The organism is Aquibium pacificum (assembly GCF_040839445.1).
Lineage (GTDB): Bacteria > Pseudomonadota > Alphaproteobacteria > Rhizobiales > Rhizobiaceae > Aquibium > Aquibium pacificus.
In genome coordinates, this window is the sequence record NZ_JBDPGJ010000001.1 from 1,271,113 (window position 1) to 1,288,683 (window position 17,571).

General features: G+C 66.8%; 18 protein-coding genes. 4 read left to right on the forward strand and 14 right to left on the reverse strand.

Annotated elements, in window-relative coordinates:
• Positions 1–3: 3 nt before the first annotated feature.
• The 12 genes from ABGN05_RS06110 to ABGN05_RS06165 all read right to left on the reverse strand — a co-directional run bounded on the left by ABGN05_RS06110 (position 4) and on the right by ABGN05_RS06165 (position 13,439).
• Positions 4–924: a branched-chain amino acid ABC transporter permease gene (locus ABGN05_RS06110; RefSeq protein WP_367953071.1), complete on the reverse strand. Its 921-nt coding sequence runs from the start codon at positions 922–924 to the stop codon at positions 4–6.
• Positions 925–1,110: 186 nt separating this feature from the next.
• Complete coding sequence (locus tag ABGN05_RS06115; protein ID WP_367953072.1) at positions 1,111–2,247, reverse strand: ABC transporter substrate-binding protein; 1,137 nt, start codon at positions 2,245–2,247, stop codon at positions 1,111–1,113.
• A gap of 94 nt (positions 2,248–2,341) precedes the next feature.
• The gene (kynA, locus tag ABGN05_RS06120; protein WP_367953073.1) at positions 2,342–3,175 is read right to left on the reverse strand and encodes a tryptophan 2,3-dioxygenase; all 834 of its coding nucleotides are present in this window, start codon (positions 3,173–3,175) and stop codon (positions 2,342–2,344) included.
• Positions 3,172–4,365 (reverse strand): kynureninase, encoded by a 1,194-nt coding sequence (gene kynU / locus ABGN05_RS06125; RefSeq protein WP_367953074.1) that lies wholly within the window; start codon positions 4,363–4,365, stop codon positions 3,172–3,174. The genes kynA and kynU overlap by 4 nt, the downstream gene beginning before the upstream one ends.
• Positions 4,362–5,987 carry an AMP-binding protein gene (locus ABGN05_RS06130; RefSeq protein WP_367953075.1) on the reverse strand — a complete coding sequence of 542 codons (1,626 nt, stop codon included), beginning with the start codon at positions 5,985–5,987 and terminating at the stop codon, positions 4,362–4,364. Before ABGN05_RS06130 ends, kynU begins: the two co-directional genes overlap by 4 nt.
• Before the next feature lies 1 nt (position 5,988).
• Positions 5,989–6,441, reverse strand: coding sequence for a cupin domain-containing protein (locus tag ABGN05_RS06135; RefSeq protein WP_367953076.1), 453 nt, complete (start codon positions 6,439–6,441; stop codon positions 5,989–5,991).
• Complete coding sequence (locus ABGN05_RS06140) at positions 6,434–7,618, reverse strand: acyl-CoA dehydrogenase family protein (protein WP_367953077.1); 1,185 nt, start codon at positions 7,616–7,618, stop codon at positions 6,434–6,436. Before ABGN05_RS06140 ends, ABGN05_RS06135 begins: the two co-directional genes overlap by 8 nt.
• A 3-nt stretch (positions 7,619–7,621) precedes the next feature.
• A complete protein-coding gene (locus tag ABGN05_RS06145) occupies positions 7,622–8,434 on the reverse strand; it encodes an enoyl-CoA hydratase family protein (protein ID WP_367953078.1) in 813 nt (270 codons plus the stop codon).
• A complete protein-coding gene (locus ABGN05_RS06150; protein ID WP_367953079.1) occupies positions 8,431–8,910 on the reverse strand; it encodes a MarR family winged helix-turn-helix transcriptional regulator in 480 nt (159 codons plus the stop codon). The genes ABGN05_RS06145 and ABGN05_RS06150 overlap by 4 nt, the downstream gene beginning before the upstream one ends.
• The gene (locus tag ABGN05_RS06155) at positions 8,907–9,665 is read right to left on the reverse strand and encodes an SDR family NAD(P)-dependent oxidoreductase (protein WP_367953080.1); all 759 of its coding nucleotides are present in this window, start codon (positions 9,663–9,665) and stop codon (positions 8,907–8,909) included. The genes ABGN05_RS06150 and ABGN05_RS06155 overlap by 4 nt, the downstream gene beginning before the upstream one ends.
• Before the next feature lie 28 nt (positions 9,666–9,693).
• Positions 9,694–11,985, reverse strand: coding sequence for a bifunctional salicylyl-CoA 5-hydroxylase/oxidoreductase (locus ABGN05_RS06160; RefSeq protein ID WP_367953081.1), 2,292 nt, complete (start codon positions 11,983–11,985; stop codon positions 9,694–9,696).
• 101 nt (positions 11,986–12,086) lie between these two features.
• Entirely contained in the window at positions 12,087–13,439 is a 1,353-nt protein-coding gene (locus ABGN05_RS06165) for a glutamine synthetase family protein (RefSeq protein ID WP_367953082.1), read from the reverse strand.
• A 152-nt stretch (positions 13,440–13,591) separates the two neighbouring features.
• On the opposite strand from ABGN05_RS06165, the gene ABGN05_RS06170 reads away from it, so the two are divergent.
• From ABGN05_RS06170 to ABGN05_RS06180, 3 genes are all read left to right on the forward strand, one after another.
• Complete coding sequence (locus tag ABGN05_RS06170; protein ID WP_367953083.1) at positions 13,592–14,005, forward strand: GFA family protein; 414 nt, start codon at positions 13,592–13,594, stop codon at positions 14,003–14,005.
• A gap of 106 nt (positions 14,006–14,111) precedes the next feature.
• A complete protein-coding gene (locus tag ABGN05_RS06175) occupies positions 14,112–14,909 on the forward strand; it encodes a DODA-type extradiol aromatic ring-opening family dioxygenase (RefSeq protein ID WP_367953084.1) in 798 nt (265 codons plus the stop codon).
• A gap of 117 nt (positions 14,910–15,026) precedes the next feature.
• A complete protein-coding gene (locus tag ABGN05_RS06180) occupies positions 15,027–15,617 on the forward strand; it encodes a hemerythrin domain-containing protein (protein ID WP_367953085.1) in 591 nt (196 codons plus the stop codon).
• Here ABGN05_RS06180 and ABGN05_RS06185 read toward each other — a convergent pair.
• Both ABGN05_RS06185 and ABGN05_RS06190 read right to left on the reverse strand, forming a co-directional pair.
• Positions 15,568–16,188: a DedA family protein gene (locus ABGN05_RS06185; RefSeq protein ID WP_367953086.1), complete on the reverse strand. Its 621-nt coding sequence runs from the start codon at positions 16,186–16,188 to the stop codon at positions 15,568–15,570. The genes ABGN05_RS06180 and ABGN05_RS06185 overlap by 50 nt on opposite strands.
• Entirely contained in the window at positions 16,185–16,745 is a 561-nt protein-coding gene (locus ABGN05_RS06190) for a DUF1003 domain-containing protein (protein ID WP_367953087.1), read from the reverse strand. The genes ABGN05_RS06185 and ABGN05_RS06190 overlap by 4 nt, the downstream gene beginning before the upstream one ends.
• A gap of 90 nt (positions 16,746–16,835) precedes the next feature.
• On the opposite strand from ABGN05_RS06190, the gene ABGN05_RS06195 reads away from it, so the two are divergent.
• A complete protein-coding gene (locus tag ABGN05_RS06195; protein WP_367953088.1) occupies positions 16,836–17,549 on the forward strand; it encodes a DNA-3-methyladenine glycosylase I in 714 nt (237 codons plus the stop codon).
• Positions 17,550–17,571: the final 22 nt, after the last annotated feature.

The window sequence follows — 17,571 nt, forward strand, 5'->3', positions numbered from 1 at the left end:
TCCTCAGCCGGCGGCCGCGAAGAGGCCGCGCGGGCGGATCGCCAGCACCAGCGCCATGAACACGTAGATCAGCATGGAGGCGAGCGCCGCGCCGATCGAGGCGGCGGCCGACGGCCCCATGAAGGCGGCAAGTGCCGCCGGCAGCAGGAAGCGTCCGAGCGTGTCGATCAGGCCGACCAGGATCGCGCCGACCAGCGCGCCCTTGATCGAGCCGATGCCGCCGATGACGATGACCACGAAGGCGAGGATCAGCACCGGCTCGCCCATGCCGACCTGCACGGATTGCAGCGCGCCGACCATGGCGCCGGCGAGCCCCGCAAGTGCTGCGCCCAGAGCGAAGACGACGGTGTAGAGCGTGCGGATGTCGACGCCGAGCGCGCCTATCATCTCGCGGTCGCTCTCGCCGGCGCGGATGCGCATGCCGAGCCGGGTGCGGGAGATCAGGAGATAGAGCCCTATGGCGACGAGGATGCCGACGCCGATGATGGCGAGCCGGTAGAGCGGGTACTGCGAGCCGCCGGGGATCGGCACGGCGCCCGAAAGCAGCGGCGGGATGTTGAGATAGAGCGGGAAGGAGCCGAAGATCCAGCGCGTGCCTTCTGAAAAGACGAGGATAAGCGCGAAGGTCGCCAGCACCTGGTCGAGGTGGTCGCGATCGTAGAGCCGGCGGATCACCGTTACCTCGACGATCGCGCCGGCAGCGGCAGCGGCCGCCAGGCTCGCCACCAGCCCGAGCCAGAAGGAGCCGGTCCAGGCCGCAACGGTCGCGCAGGCGAAGGCGCCCACCATGTAGAGCGAGCCGTGGGCGAGGTTGATCAGGCCCATGACGCCGAAGATCAGCGTCAGGCCGGCCGCCATCAGGAACAGCATGACGCCGAACTGGAGGCCGTTGAGGGTCTGCTCGATGAGGAGGGCGGTTTGCACGCGTCGGTCCCCGGACCGCGAGGATTGGCAATCCCTTCTCCCCGTTCACGGGGAGAAGGTGGCCCGAAGGGCCGGATGAGGGGCAGCGCTGGTGGCGAAGGGTCAGCCGCGGAGCGTTTGCCGCGCCCGATGCCCCTCATCCCCCTGCCGGGACCTTCTCCCCGCAAGCGGGGAGAAGGAGGCTGATCACATCTTGCAGTCTTTGGCGTAGGCGTCCTCGTGGTTCTCGAAGGCGGTACCGACGATCTTGTTAGTCAGCACGTCGCCTTCCTTCACCACCTCGCGCACGTAGATGTTCTGGATCGGGTGCTGGTTGGTGTTGAACTTGAAGCTGCCGCGCACGGAATCGAAGTCCGCTTCCTTCAACGCGGCGCGGAAGGCTTCCTTGTCGGTGACGTCGGCCTTTTCGACCGCCGACAGGATCAGGTTCGCCGTGTCCCAGGCCTGCGCCGCGTAGACGGAAGGCAGACGGCCGTACTCGGCCTTGAACGCGTCGACGAATTCCTTGTTGGCGGGGTTGTCGAGATCCTGCGACCAGGAAGCGGAGTTCTTGACGCCGATTGCCGCGTCTCCGATCGCCGGAAGCACGTCCTGGCTGAAGGAGAAGGCAGGCCCGGTCAGGGGAATGTCGACGCCCGACTGCGCATACTGCTTGACGAAGGCGATGCCCATGCCGCCCGGCAGGAAGAAGAAGACGGAATCGGCCCCGGAAGCGCGGATCTGGGCGATCTCGGCGGCATAGTCCGTCTGGCCGAGTTGCGTGTAGACCTCGCCGGCCAGTTCGCCCTTGTAGTAGCGCTTGAAGCCCGTCAGCGAATCCTTGCCTGCCGGATAGTTGGGGGCGAGGATGAAGGTCTTCTTGTAGGTCTCGTTGTCGTACTGGCCCATCGCCTCGTGGAAATTGTCGTTCTGGTAGGCGACGTTGAAGTAATTCTCGTTGCAGTTGGCGCCGGCGAGTGGCGAGGGGCCTGCGTTGGGCGACAGGTAAATGACGCCCTGGCCGGTGACGCTCGGCACGACGGCCATGGCGAGGTTCGACCAGATGATGCCCGTCATCAGGTCGACCTTGTCGCTCTGTACCATCTTGTCGGCGATCTGCACCGCGAGTTCCGGCTTCATCGCGTCGTCCTCGGTGACGATCTCGATGTCGGGGTTGTTGGCCTTCTTCATGGCGAGCGTGAAGGCGTCGCGCACGTCGATGCCGAGGCCGGCGCCACCGCCCGAGAGCGTGGTGATCATGCCGATCTTGACCGGTTCGGCGAATGCCATGCCGCTGACGCCCATGGCGAGGCCGAACGCTCCGGCTGCGATGATCTTCTTCATTTTCATTCTCCCTTTGGTTGCCCTCTGAGGCTCTTGCGTTTTCCGGAGCCAAAGCTCCGGCATTCCCGTTCACGGGCGGTTCTTCCGCCCGTATTCAAAGTTCCGTTCGCACTTTCCACAATTCGGGAAAGAGTTCCACCTCGAGCATCCGGCGCAGGTAGGACACGCCGGCCGTTCCCCCGGTGCCGCGCTTCAGCCCGATGATGCGTTCGACTGTCGTGACGTGGTTGAAACGCCAGCGCCGGAAATAGTCCTCGAAGTCGACCAGTTTTTCCGCCAGTTCGTAGAGCGCCCAATGCCGCTCGGGGTCCTGGTAGACGACCTTCCAGGCCCGCAGCACACCGTCGCTCTCGGTTCGGCTCTGGCGCCAGTCGGCGCGCCCGGCGTCGCCCTGGAGATCAAAACCCTGGCGCTGCAGGAGGAGCAGCGCCTCATCGTAGAGGCTTGGGCGGTCGAGGATGCCTTCGAGCCTTTCCAGGACCGCGGCGTCGTGGGCGTGCGGCTTGAGCATCGCAGGGTTGCGATTGCCGGCGAGGAACTCGATGGCGCGGTACTGCCAGGACTGGAAGCCCGAGGACTGTCCCAGCGCGTCGCGGAAGCGGGTGTATTCGCTGGGCGTCATGGTCCTGAGCACGTCCCAGGCGCTGTTCAACTGCTCGAAGATGCGCGCGACGCGCGTCAGCATCTTGAAGGCGGGCTGCAAATCGTCCCCGCGGATCGCCTCCATCGCGGAGGTGATCTCGTGGATGGCGAGCTTCATCCACAGCTCCGAGGTCTGGTGCTGGATGATGAACAGCATCTCGTCGGGCGATTTCGACAAGGGCTTCTGCGCGTCGAGCACGTCGGCCAGGCGCAGATAGTCCGAATAGGACATGCGCCTGGCGAAATCGGTGATCGCGCCGTCCGTGGTGTCTGATGCCGCGCTCATGTCACCTTCGCCCGCGTGCGGTATTCGGCACGGTCCCAGAGTTTTTCGCGCATGACGCGCCCGATCGCCTCCGTGGCGCGGATGACGTCGTCCATGCCGATATAAAGTGGCGTGAAGCCGAAGCGCATGATGTCGGGGGCGCGGAAATCGCCGATCACGCCATGGGCTATGCACGCCTGCATGGCGGCGTAGCCTTCCGGGAAGGCGAAGGAGACCTGGCTGCCGCGCCGATGCGGATCGCGCGGCGAGGCGAGTGTCAGGTCCGGGCAGCGGGATTCGATCTCGGTGATGAAGCGTTCGGAGAGTTCGATCGAGCGGGCGCGCACGTCGTCCATGGTGATGCCGTCCCAAGCGTCGAGCGCGGCGTCGAGGGCTGCCATCGACAGGATCGGCGGCGTGCCGACCCGCATGCGCTGGATGCCGGCCGCCGGGCGGTAGGCGAGGTCGAACGCGAATGGCGCCTCGTGGCCCATCCAGCCCGCGAGCACCGGATCGATGCGGTCGCCGAGCCCCGGCTTGACGTAGATGAAGGCCGGCGCGCCGGGGCCGCCGTTGAGATACTTGTAGCCGCAGCCGACGGCGAAATCGGCATTCGCCCCTGCAAGGTCGACCGGCAGCGCGCCGGCCGAATGGGCGAGGTCCCAGATGGTGACGACGCCGTTCTCGCGGGCCTTTGCCGTCAGCGCCTGCATGTCGTGCAGGCGGCCGGTCCTGTAGTCGATCTGGGTGAGCATGAGGACGGCAACGGTTTCGTCGATGGCGCCGGCGACGTCCTCCGGCGCGACGAGCTTCAGCTCGTGGTCCTTGCCGAGGGCGCGGATTGCCATCTGGGCGACGTAGAGATCGGTCGGGAAGTTGCCCGTGTCGGATAGGACGACCTTGCGCTGGCCGGCGAGCGAAAGCGCCCCGGTCAGCGCCTTGTGCAGGTTGACGGAAGTGGAATCGCCCGCGACCACCGTGCCTTCCGGCGCGCCGATGAGTTTAGCGATCTTGTTGCCGACGGTGTCGGGCAGGTCCATCCAGCCCGCCTCGTTCCAGCCGCGGATCAGCTTCTGGCCCCATTCCCGCGACACCACGCGCGAAACGCGCTCGCGGGCGGCGCGGGGCAGGGGGCCGAGCGAGTTGCCGTCGAGATAGACGATGTCTTCGGGCAGTTCGAAGAGAGCGCGGGTGCGGGCGAAGTCGGTCACGCCGTTGCGTCCTCCCGCAGCCTGAAGCGCTGGATCTTGCCGGTCTGGGTCTTCGGCAGCGCCTCGGTGAAGACGATCGAGCGGGGGTACTTGTAGGGGGCGATGGTGGCCTTGACGTGGTCCTGAAGACGTTTCGTCATCGTCGCGTCGCCGACACAGCCGGCGCCGAGCACGACGTGGGCCTGGACGATCTGGCCGCGCGCCTCGTCGGCGACGCCGATCACGGCGCACTCGGCGACATCTGCGTGGGCGAGCAGCGCCGCCTCCACTTCGGGGCCGGCGATGTTGTAGCCTGCCGACACAATGATGTCGTCGGCGCGCGCGGCGAAGTGGAAGCGGCCGTCTTCGTCCTGCACGAAGGCGTCGCCGGTGATGTTCCAGCCGGCCTTGACGTACTCGCCCTGGCGGTCGTCGGCGAGGTAGCGGCAGCCGGTCGGGCCGCGCACGGCGAGCTTGCCGATGGTTCCGCGCGGCACCTCGTTCATGGCGTCGTCGACGATTTTTGCCTCATAGCCAGTCACCGGGCGGCCGGTGGTGGCGGCGTGCATGTCGTCGAGGCGGTTGGTGATGAAGATGTGCAGGAGTTCGGTGGAGCCGATGCCGTCGAGGATGGGCTTGCCGGTCTTCTTCGTCCACGCCTCGAAGACCGGGGCGGGCAGCGTCTCGCCGGCCGAGACCGCGATGCGCAACGAGGAGAGGTCGGCGCCCTCGTCCATGGCGGCGAGCATGGCGCGGTATGCGGTGGGCGCGGTGAAGGAGATCGTGGCTTTGTATTTCTCGATGATCTCGATCATGTTTGGCGGCGTGGCGGTCTCCAGCAGCGTCGCGGCGGCGGCGAAGCGCAGCGGGAAGATCGCCAGTCCGCCGAGGCCGAAGGTGAAGGCGAGCGGCGGCGAGCCGACGAAGACGTCCTGCGGGGTGACGTTCAGGACCTCCTTCGCATAGCCGTCCGCGACGATCAGCAGGTCGCGGTGGAAGTGCATCGTAGCTTTGGGCACGCCCGTGGTGCCCGAGGTGAAACCGAGCAGCGCGACGTCGTCGCGGCCGGTCCTGACCGCCTCGAAAAGCACGGACTTGTCGAGCGCGACACGGTCGAGTTCTGCGTCGTGGTTGGCCGTGCCGTCGAAGCCGACCACCTGCTTCAGGAAGCGGCTCGTCTTGGCGCAGGCCACCATCTCGTCCAGCGCGCGGGTGTCGCAGAGCGCCAGCGAGACCTCCGCCTTGTCGACGATCTTGGCGAGTTCGCCGGCGCGCAGCATGGGCATGGTGTTGACCACCACCGCGCCCGCCTTGGTGGCGGCGAGCCAGCAGGCAACCACCGCCGGGTTGTTAGGGCCGCGGATCAGCACCCGGTTGCCGGGCTCGACGCCGTACTCCTCGACCAGTGCGTGGGCGAGGCGGTTGGTCCAGTCGGACAGTTCCTTGTAGGTGCGGCGGCGGCCGTTGCCGATCAGCGCCGTGCGGTCGCCGTGGCCGCGCTCCACCATTCGGTCGGTGAGTTCGACGCCCGCGTTCAGCCATTCCGGATAGTCGAAGCCGTCGAGCAGGAATTCCGGCCACTGGTCCGGCGGCGGCAGGTTGTCGCGCGCGAAGGTGTCGGTGTGTCCGGTCGGCCCGAGCATGTCAGGCGTTCGCTTCTTCTGGAAGGAAGTCGACGTCGTGCTCGGCCGACAGCGTCATGATCGTCGGGATGTCGGTCTTGTCGTGCAGTTGCTCGAAGAGTTCCTTCAGCCTTCCTGCCGGGGAGACCCAGAAGAGCGCGCGGCACGGCTTGTCGGACTTGTTGAAATAACCGTGCGGGATGCCGCGCGGCATGCGCACCAGGTCGCCCGGCCCGGCCTTGCTCCAGACCCCGTCGAGCTTGAGGTCGAGTTCGCCTTCCTGCACCAGGATGAACTCGTCCTGTTCGGGATGGATGTGCACCGGCACGAACTGTCCCGGTTCGCTGTTCGTCTCGAAGGCGAAGGTCGATGCGCAGACGGCCTTCGGATAGTAGACCTGACCGAGGATGTTCCATTTCACCCCGTCGAAGCCCGTCCCGTTCGAAGTAATGCCCTTTTCCAGTTCACTATCCATTTCGCAGTCCTTCCCCTCTGGTTGCGGTCGAGAATTCGGAAAGCGTCTGTCGCGCGATGACGACCTTCTGCACGTCGGATGCCCCTTCGTAGATCCGCAGCGCCCGGATCTCGCGGTAGAGGCTCTCGACGATGTGGCCCTTGCGCACGCCGTCGCCGCCGTGAAGCTGGACGGCGGCATCGATCACCGCCTGCGCGCGGTCGGTGGCGTAGAGCTTGGCCATCGCCGCCTCGCGGGTGACGCGCGCAGCGCCGGAATCCTTGGTCCAGGCTGCGCGGTAGACGAGCAGGGCGGCGGCATCGACGTCGAGCGCCATGTCGGCCAGGTGACCCTGCACCATCTGAAGGTCGTAGAGCGGCTTGCCGAAGAGCTCGCGGCCGCCGGAGCGCGACAGGGATTCGTCCAGCGCCCGGCGCGCGAAGCCGAGGGCGGCGGCACCGACGGTCGAGCGAAACACGTCGAGCACCGACATGGCGATACGGAAACCCTCGCCGGGCCTGCCGATCATGGCCGAGGCGGGCATGCGCACGCCGTCGAAGGCGAGGCGGGCCAGAGGATGCGGGGCGGCGACCTCCAGCCGCTCGGCGACTGTCAGGCCCGGCGTGTCGGCGGGAACGAGGAAGCAGGAGATGCCCCTGGCTCCCGGTGCTTCGCCGGTGCGGGCAAAGACGGTGTAGAGATCGGCGATGCCGCCGTTGGAGATCCAGGTCTTTTCGCCGGACAGCACATAGTCGGAGCCGTCCTTCGTTGCCGTCATGTCCATGTTGGCGACGTCGGAGCCGGAGCGGGGTTCCGACAGCGCGAAAGCGGAGATCGCCTCGCCGCGGCGGGTCTTGTCCAGCCACTGCAGTTGTTCGGGGGAACCGAAGAGGCTGATCGCGCCCGTTCCCAGCCCCTGCATGGCGAAGGCGAAGTCGGCCAACCCGTCATGGCGGGCGAGCGTCTCGCGCGTGAGGCAGAGCGTGCGCACGTCGAGCGCGTCGGGCGCGGCGGGATCGATGGCGGTGGGCATGAGCCAGCCGTCGCGGCCGAGGCTTTGAACGAGATCGCGGCAGGCGGCGTCGACGTCATGGTGGTCGACGGGGAGATTCCTAACGCACCAGTCCTCCAGCCGCCCGGCGTGGTCGCGGTGGCGATCCTCGAAGAATGGCCAGGTGAGGAAGGAGCGGTCAGGCATCCCTCAATCCCCCTCGAACACCGGTTTCTGCTTGGCCACGAAGGCCTCGTAGGCGCGGCGGAAGTCGCCGGTCTGCATGCAAATCGCCTGGGCCTGCGCCTCGGCCTCGATCGCCTGGTCGAGGCTCATGGACCATTCCTGGTTCAATTGCGTCTTGGTGATGCCGTGCGCGAAGGTCGGGCCCGACGCGATCGAACGGGCAAGCGTCATCGCCTCGGCTTCGAGCTCGTCCGCCGAAACGAGGCGGTTGTAGTAGCCCCAGCGCTCGCCCTCCTCGGCCGTCATCGAGCGGCCGGTGTAGAGGAGTTCGGCGGCGCGGCCCTGGCCGATGATGCGCGGCAGGATCGCGCAGGCGCCCATGTCGCAGCCGGCCAGCCCGACACGGGTGAAGAGGAAGGCGGTTTTCGCCTCCGGCGTCGCCAGCCTTATGTCCGAGGCCATGGTGATGATGGCGCCGGCGCCGACCGCGACACCGTCCACGGCCGAGATGATGGGCTTGCCGCAATGGATCATCGCCTTGACGAAATCGCCCGTCATGCGGGTGAAGGCGAGCAGGCCCTTCATGTCCATGCGGGTCAGCGGGCCGATGATGTCGTGCACGTCGCCGCCCGAGGAAAAATTACCGCCGTTCGGCAGGAAGACGACGACGTCGATGTCGTCGGCGTAGACCAGCGCCCGGAAAGTGTCGCGCAGTTCGGCGTAGCTCTCGAATGTAAGCGGGTTCTTGCGGTCAGGCCGGTTCAGGCGCACCGTCGCGACGCCATCTTTAGCTTCCCAGAGGAAGTGTTGCGGCTCGAGGCCTGCCATCGCGGTCAATGTTCGTCCTCCCAGTTGCTGCGGAACGTCTTCAGCATGGACGACAGGCGCCGGGCACCGTCTTCGGAGACGTCGCCCAGCAGTTCGCCGATCCAGGCCTCGTGGACCGCCGCCATGCCGCGGAAGAACTCCTGGCCGCGCGGGGTCAGCCTGACGATCGAGGTGCGGCGGTCGCCCTCGCGCTGGGCGCGCACCACGAAGCCGTCATTGACGAGCCGGTCGACGATACCGGTGACGTTACCGTTGGAGACGAGCAGGAAGCGCGACAGGTCGCTCATCAGCATACCGTCGGGTGCGCGGTTCAGCGCCGCCATGACGTCGAAGCGCGGCAAGGTGGTGTCGAATTCGCGCTTCAGGCGCTCGCGCAGCTCGTTCTCGATAATGCGCGAAGCCCTGAGGAGCCTGATCCATAGACGCAGCCGCTCCTTCGAGGCGGGGGCGGCGTCGAGGGCCGCGAGCGGCGCGCTCGCCGTCACAGCGGACCTCCGGAGATCGCGACCGGCTGACCCGTGACCGAGATCGCCTCGTCGCTGACCAGCCACATGGCGGCGGCAGCGACCTCCTCCGGCTTGATCAGGCGGTGATTGGGGTTGAACTCGGCGAAGTTTTGCCGCGCCTCTTCGGCGCTGCGGCCGGTCTTTTCCATGACGCGGGCGATCGACTGCTCCAGCATCTCGGTCTCGACATAGGCGGGGCAGATGGCGTTGACGGTGACACCGGTCTTCAAGAGTTCCGCGGCGAGCGACTTCGTCAACCCGATCACCCCGTGCTTGGAGGCGACGTAGGGCGCCACGTAGGCCGAACCCTTGAGGCCGGCGACAGAGGCGATGAAGACGATGCGGCCGCGCCTGCGCTCCACCATGCCTGCGAGCGCCGGCCGGACGGTCAGGAAGGCGCCGGTCAGGTTGACGTCGATGATGCGCTTCCACTCTTCGAGCGAGGTCTTGTGGGCGGGTGCACTGGAGGCGATGCCAGCATTGGCCACCACGATGTCGAAAGGCCCGCGCGCCGCTTCCGCTTCCCGGTAGAGCGTCTCGACCGAAGCCTCGTCGGTGACGTCGGCCGTCATCGCGTGGATCTTCGGATTGCCCTGAGCCACCGCGTCGAGCGCCTCCTTGCGGCGGCCGCAGATGGTGACCTCGACGCCGGCCTTGGCGAGCGCCTCGGCGATGGCCTTGCCGATGCCGGTGGCGCCGCCGGTGACAAGCGCATGGGTGAGGGAGATGGTCATGGTGTCCCGCCTGTCGAAATTGCCGCCATCACACCTTCCCCGTCATCTGGTCCTGCCGCTCGGCGAGCCGGTAGAGCTGGTCGCGGCCCGGCAGGTAGGGGTCGGGCCACCTGACGCCGCGGTCGCCGAGCGCGGCCGCCGCGTGGAGGGTCCAGTAGGGGTCAGCAAGATGGGGACGCGCGAGGCAGACGAGGTCGGCGCGGCCGGCCATCAGGATCGAGTTGACGTGGTCCGGCTCGTAGATGTTGCCGACCGCCATGGTGGCCATGCCGGTCTCGTTGCGGATGCGGTCGGAGAACGGCGTCTGGAACATGCGGCCGTAGACTGGCTTCGCCAGCTTCGACGTCTGGCCGGCCGAGACGTCGCAGATGTCGACGCCGGCCGCCTGCAGCATGCGCGCGACCTCCACCGCCTCCTGCGGCGTGACGCCGTCCTCGCCGACCCAGTCGTTGGCGGAAATGCGCACCGAGATCGGCTTCCCGGCGGGCCAGACCGCGCGCACGGCGTGGAAGATCTCCAGCGGGTAGCGCATTCGGTTTTCGAGGCTGCCGCCATATTCGTCGGTGCGCCGGTTGGTCAGCGGGGTGATGAAGGAGGAAAGCAGGTAGCCGTGGGCGTAGTGCAGCTCCAGCATGTCGAAGCCGCAGCGATCCGCCATTTGCGCCGAAGCGACGAACTGGTCGCGCACCATGTCCATGTCGGCGCGGTCCATCGGCTTGGGCCGCGCATTCGCCGGCGACCATGGCAAGTCGGAGGCGGCGAGCAGCGGCCAGTTGCCGTCGGCCAGCGGCGCGTCGGCCTCCTCCCAGCCGAGCTGGGTCGAGCCCTTGGGACCTGAATGGCCGATCTGGGCGCAGATCTTCGCCTCGGTCTCGGCATGGACGAAATCGACCAGCCGCTTCCAGGCCGCCTCGTGCTCCGGCGCATAGAAGCCGGGGCAGCCCGGGGTGATGCGGCCTTCGGGCGAGACACACGTCATCTCGATATAGATCATGCCGGCGCCGCCCTTGGCGCGCTCGGCATAGTGGGCGAAGTGCCAGTCGGTCGGGCAGCCGTCGACCGCCTTGTACTGCGCCATGGGCGAGACCACGATGCGGTTCTTCAGCTCCATGTCCCGCAGGCGGAACGGCGCGAACATCGGCGCGCGGGCGGTGTTGATCTCGTTGCCGGCCTGGCGCTGGAACCAGCGCTCGGCGCTCTCCAGCCACTCGCTGTCGCGCAGCCTCAGGTTCTCGTGGCTGATGCGCTGGGAACGGGTGAGCAGCGAATAGTTGAATTGCACCGGGTCGAGGTGGAAATAGCGCTCCACGTCCTCGAACCATTCGAGCGAGTTGCGCGCGGCCGACTGGAGCTTCAGTACCTCGGTGCGGCGCGCCTCCTCGTATTTCGCGAAGGCGCCTTCGAGCGTCGGCTCGGAGGTGACGTAGTCGGCGAGCGCGATGGCGCTCTCCATGGCGAGCTTGGTGCCCGAACCGATGGAAAAATGCGCGCTGGCGGCGGCGTCGCCCATCAACGCAAGGTTCTCGTGCGACCAGCGCTCGCACAGCACACGCGGGAAGTTTATCCAGGCCGAGCCGCGGATGTGGTTGGCGTTGGTCATCAGGGCGTGGCCGCCGAGGTGATCCCTGAAGATCGCCTCGCAGGTGGCGATGGATTCCTGCTGCGACATGGCGCCGAAGCCGTATTTGTTCCAGGTCTCCTCCGAGCACTCGACGATGAAGGTCGCCGTGTCGGCGTCGAACTGGTAGGCGTGCGCCCAGACCCAGCCCTTGTCGGTCTCCTCGAAGATGAACGTGAAGGCGTCGTCGAACTTTTGGTGCGTGCCGAGCCAGACGAACTTGCAGGCGCGAATGTCGATGTCGGGCTTGAAGACGTCCGCGAAGGCGGTGCGCGTCTTCGAGTTCAGCCCGTCGGAGGCGACGACGAGGTCGTACCGCTCCATGTAGTATCGCGGTTCTCGCGCCTCAGTCTCGAACCGGAGATCGACGCCAAGTTCCCTGGCGCGCTCCTGCAACAGGACGAGGAGCTGCTTGCGGCCGATGCCGCAGAAGCCGTGGCCGGTTGAGACGGTGCGGGTGCCGCGGTAGAAGACGGAAATGTCGTCCCAGTAGGCGAAATGGGCGCGGATGCGCTCGGCGCTGACGGGATCGTTTTCGGCGAGGTTGTCGAGCGTCTCGTCGGACAGCACCACGCCCCAGCCGAACGTGTCGTCAGCCTTGTTGCGCTCGATGACGGTGATGTCGTGCGCGGTGTCGCGCAGCTTCATCGAGATCGCGAAATAGAGGCCGGCGGGACCCCCGCCGAGGACTGCGATCTTCATGTCGCGTCACCTCCTTCGCTCGATTGCGAAGGCAGCATGGCACCGCCGCGAAATTGTTTCAAGCATGAAATTTCAGGATTGAAGCATTCCGGCGGGGCGCCTCACAGATACCAGTCGAACTCGCGCCGGGAGGGCAGGGCGAAGAAGGCGGCGAGCTCGGCCTCCTTTACGCTGGCGTAGATGGCGGGATAGTCGTCGCCCAGCCAGCGCGGCAGGATCTTTGCCGCCCGCAGCGCCCTCAGAGAATCCCACGGCGTGAGCGGCAGGCTGTCGTCGACCTCGGCGCCGGCATTGCCGGCATGCTTCTCGCCCGGGTCGAGCCTGTTCTCGATGCCGTGATGCATGCCGGCGAGCACGGCGGCGATCACGAGGTAGGGGTTCGCCTCGGCACCTGCGATGCGGTGCTCGATCCGGCGCGACGCGCCCGAGGAGACGGGGACGCGGAAGGCGACGGAGCGGTTGTTCTCGCCCCAGTCCTTCGTGACAGGGGTGAAGTTGTTGGCCTCGAAGCGGCGGAAGACGTTGATGTTGGGCGCAAAGATCGCCATGCCCTCGGCCATCGTGGCCTGAAGGCCGGCGGCGGCATGGCCGAGCATCACCTGGCCTTGTGGGGAGCGGTCGTCGAAGAGGTTTTCTCCCGTCGCGTCGAGCAGGCTGGCGTGGACGTGCAGGCCGCTGCCCGCCTGGTCGGGGAAGGGCTTCGACAGGAACGTCGCCTCCATCCCATGCCTGCGCGCCACGGCCTGGACGATGCGCCTCAGCAGGCAGGCGTCGTCGGCGGCGCGCACCGGATCCTCGCGGTGCTCGAGGTTCACCCCGAACTGGCCGGTGCCGTATTCGCTGATGATGGTGGAGGAGGGGACGTTCTGGCGCCGGCACGTATCCTCGATGTCGGTGAGGATCGGCTGGTATTCGTCGAGCTTGGCGAGCGACAGCACCTTGCCGGCAGATTCACGCGCGCCGGTTGCGGGCGAGCGGGGAGGGAGCGGCGCGCCGTCCTCGCCGCGCTCCATGTCGATCAGGTAGGACTCCAGTTCGGCCGCCACGACGGGACTAAGGCCCGCCTCGCGGACGATGCCCACCGTGCGTTCGAGCACCGTGCGCGGGTCGTACCAGAAGAGCTCGCCGGTGGCGGCGTTGGCTGGCCGGCCCATGACCTGGGCGAGGCCTTCGTTCCATGGGACGGGGACCAGCGTTCCGGCGATCGGCAGGACGTTGGCGTCGGGATCGCCGTCGGAAAAGCCGTATCCCATCGGGTCGGCCGTGTTGCCCTGGACGTCGACCAGCGACATGGCCGCGCAGACCGGAGAGCCCTGGTCGAAGAGCTTCGCCATGTGCGAGCGCGGCAGGCGCTTGCCGTAGGCGTTGCCGCAGAGATCGAAGAGGACCACGTCGCAGTGCGTCGTTCCCGGATTGTCCGCGAGGAATCTTTCGAGTTCGTCCCGTTCGCCCATGTCCGCCCTTCCCGCTACCCACCGGTGAACCTAGCCGGCGAATCGGGAGCGGTCACCGCCCGGAGGTCGAATTTCGCTCAACCGAGGTTCAAAAATCCGCACTGGGCGAGCGCCGTCCGCCGTACGATCATGAGAACGAGAGGGAGACGGCCATGGACGAACATCGAGGGGCATGCCTGTGCGGGGCGGTACGATTCCGGACGGAAGGCCCGCTGCGCGGCGTGATCTACTGCCACTGCTCGCAGTGCCGGAAGCAGACCGGCCACTACTACGCGGCGACGAACGTCGCCGGCGACAGGCTGGAGATCGAGGGCGCGGAGGACGTCACCTGGTATGCGGCGTCCGATTTCGCCCGGCGCGGCTTCTGCCGGCACTGCGGCTCGGCGCTGTTCTGGAAGCACAATCATTCCGACATCGTCTCCGTGATGGCGGGCGCTTTCCATGCCCCGACCGGGTTGAAGGGCGAGGCGCACATCTTCGTCGCCGACAAGGGCGACTACTATTCGATCGACGACGGCCTGCCGCAGTTCGCGGCCTCGCCGGGAGTCGTCGTCGCGGGCAGTTGAACGGGATCTTCCGGTCCGTTCCCGTGCAGTGAACGCTCAGTCTTCCGCGGCAAGGCTGCACGCCAGAGGGCAAAGCGCTTATCTTGAGGCCAAGGAGACACCACCCATGGCCACGCTTCCCTCGCTCTTCATCTCGCACGGCGGACCCAACATCGTCATCGACGACATCGCCGCTCGGCACTTCCTGGAAGGCATCCCGGCGCTCATCGAGCGGCCGAAGGCAATCGTCATCATGTCGGCCCATTTCGAGACCGGCGGGGTCTCGGTGGTGACTGATCCGCACCCGGAGATGATCTACGATTTCGGCGGCTTCGCGCCCGAACTCTACCGCATGGTCTATCCGGCGCCGGGCGAGCCGAAGCTCGCCGAGCGCGTCTTCTCGATGCTCGACGAGGCGGGGCTGGCGCCGACGCGCTGCGAGCGGCGCGGCTACGACCACGGCACCTGGACACCGTTGAAACTCGCCTTCCCGGAAGCGGACATCCCCGTCGTGCAGGTGTCGATCGATCCCGACCGCGACGCGCGCTGGCACTATGCCGTCGGACGCGCACTCGCGCCGCTGCGAAAGGAGGGCATCCTGCTGATCGGCTCTGGCCACATCACGCACAATCTGCGCGCCGTCATCACGGTCATGCGCACCGGCCGGCCGATCGATCCGCAGATCGGGGAGCGCTTCAACGCCTTCACCGACTGGTTCGCCGAAAAATTCGCCGAGGGCGATACGGAAGCGCTGTTCGACTGGAGGCGCAAGGCGCCGTTCCCGACCGACAACCATCCGACCGACGAGCACTTGATGCCGATCTTCTTCGCGCTCGGGGCTGCCGGCGACGGGGCGCATGCCGAACGCGTCCACGCCTCGCGCGAATACGGCTACTTCGCCTACGATTCCTACCTGTTCCAGTGAGGCCCCGCTTCACGTGAGGGTCACGCTGGGAACGCCGGAGAAACCGGCGCACCCGCGCGTGCCTTCTTTTACGCGCGCGTGCCTTGCCTATATTCGGCGCCTCGAAAGGACCGCCGGATGAACGACATGCAAGCCGAACTCGATCTGACCAGACGCGCCGGGCTTCCCGAGGACCTGAAGTTCCTCGCCGAGAGATATCCCCGCGAGGACTGGGCCGCACATCGCAACATCGGCGGAATGGCCGGCATGTGGCTGCAGCGGCACGGCATGTTCCGCGAACTCGGCGGCATGCTGACCGGCGGCATCGCCGACTACCGCGAGGGCAGGACCAACGCGAATGAATTCGCACAATGGTTCGCCCCGCGTCTCAACTTCTTCCTCGGCAATCTCGACGGGCACCACAATGTCGAGGACCAGCATTACTTTCCCGCCTTCGCGCGCGCCGAGACCAGGCTGAAGCGTGGCTTCGACATCCTCGATGCCGATCATCACATGATCCACGAGGCGCTGGAGATGAACGCCGAGACGGCCAACGGCTTCCTGCGCGCGCTGAAGGAGAGTGAGGACAGGCAACGCTTTGCGGCGGACGCCTATGCCGACGCCAACCAGCGGCTGGTCGCCATGCTCACGCGCCACCTCGACGACGAGGAGGATCTGATCATTCCGCTGATTCTGGATCGGGGCGACGCGGCCCTGGTGCCGCACTGAGCCTGCGCCGCCGGTTGAACACGACGAGCAGACGGGCGGCGACGATGCCGACGACCGCAAGTCCCAGTGCGATGAACAGCCGCTCGTGCCGTTCGAAGGCCTCGCCGACGAGTTCCTCCGCACCCAGCCCGACGAAATAGCCGAGGCCGCCGAACAGGACCGCCCAGGAGGCGGCCGAGAGCGCGTTGAGCACGAGGAAGCGACTGACCGGGATCGACGACAGGCCAGCCGCGACCCCGCCGACGAGGCGGAAGCCATAGACGTAGCGGTTCGACAGGACGAAGAGGTTCGGGTGCCGCTCGATCCAGGACATGGCGCGCGCGAAGGCCGGCGTTCCGCGCAGCCGTCGCAGCCGCGGGTGATCGCAGAAGTGCCGCCCGGCGACGAAGAAGATGACGTCTCCCACGAAGGCGCCGACTGCCGCCGCCGCGAAGGCCGCCCACGGAGCAAACACCTTCTGGTGAGCGAAGAAGCCGGCCAGGATCGCCGCCGTCTCGCCCTCGGCCACGCTGCCCAGGAAGACGGCGAGCAGCCCGTAGCGTTCGACCAGGAAATGGATGGTCTCACTCATGCCGACGGCTGCGGCGCCTCGCCGGACCGCAAGGCGCGCATCTCTGTCGCGAGCGCCGCGATCTCCTCGCGCAGAAGCGTCATTTCCATCTGCCGCAGTTCGTCGAGCTTCTCGTGCAGCGCCATGATCTCGATCTCCGCCTTGAGATTGACCTCGTAGTCGTGCGCGGCGTCGATGCGGTCGCGAGCGGCCTGGCGGTTCTGCGCCATCATGATGATCGGCGCCTGGAGCGCGGCCAGCATGGACAGGATCAGGTTCAGGAAGATGAACGGGTAGGGGTCGAATGTGTCGCGACCGAGCAGGATGGCGTTGCCGAGGGTCCAGAGAGCGAGGAACAGGACGAACCCCACGATGAACGACCAGGAACCGCCGACCTGCGCGATGCCGTCGGCGAGGCGGTCGCCGAACCGCTCCTCCCCACGTACCCACGCATTGACGTCGCGCGCCACCGGCCGCCCTTCCACGGCGCTGGTCAGCACGCGGCTTTCGGCACTGGAGAGCGCCTCCTGCCGGCGCCCTAGCCAGCGATGCGCCAGATCGGCTACGGTCCTGTTCAACTTCGCCTCCTTCGCTGCGGGCGCGCGTCGCTGCGCCGCCGCCATTGAACAGAGCGCGGGAAGGCTTGCAAGCCGATGCGGGAGAAGGGGATGAAGCGCTTCGAGGAGATCAGGGCACGCGCGGCGGACCGCAAGGGCGGCGAGGACGTGCTGAAGACCCTTCTGCCCGACGCACCGGGCAACGGAAAGGTGGCGGCGCTTTCCGACGACCGGATCCTTTCCACCATGGCAAGCCGGATCTTCTCGGCCGGTTTCGTGTGGCGCGTCATCGAGCAGAAATGGCCCGGATTCGAGGCGGCGTTCCTCGGCTTCGAGCCGAAGCGGCTGCTCTTCCAGCCGGACGACTTCTGGCACGATCTCTCGTCCGACGCCCGCATCGTGCGCAACCCGCAAAAGATCAGATCGGTGCGCGAGAACGCCGCTTTCGTCGACCGCGTCTCGGCCGAGCACGGCGGCTTCGGAAAATTCCTCGCCGGCTGGCCCGGGGACGACCAGGTCGGGCTGATGGCATTCCTGGGCAAGCATGGCAGCCGACTCGGCGGCAACACCGGCCAGTATTTTCTTCGCTGGGTCGGCTGGGACGGCTTCATCGTCTCGACCGACATGGCCGCCGCCCTGCGCGACGCGGGGCTTGAAATCGCGGAAAACCCCACTTCGAAGAAGGACCTCGCGGCCATCCAGGCGCAGATGAACGTCTGGGCGAGGGAAACGGGGCTGCCTTACCTCCACCTGTCGCGCATCCTGTCGATGTCGATCGGGGAGAACCGTTCGGCGGAGGCGCTGCGTGCGTATATGGAGGAGTAGGACTTTTCTCAGGGCCGGAACT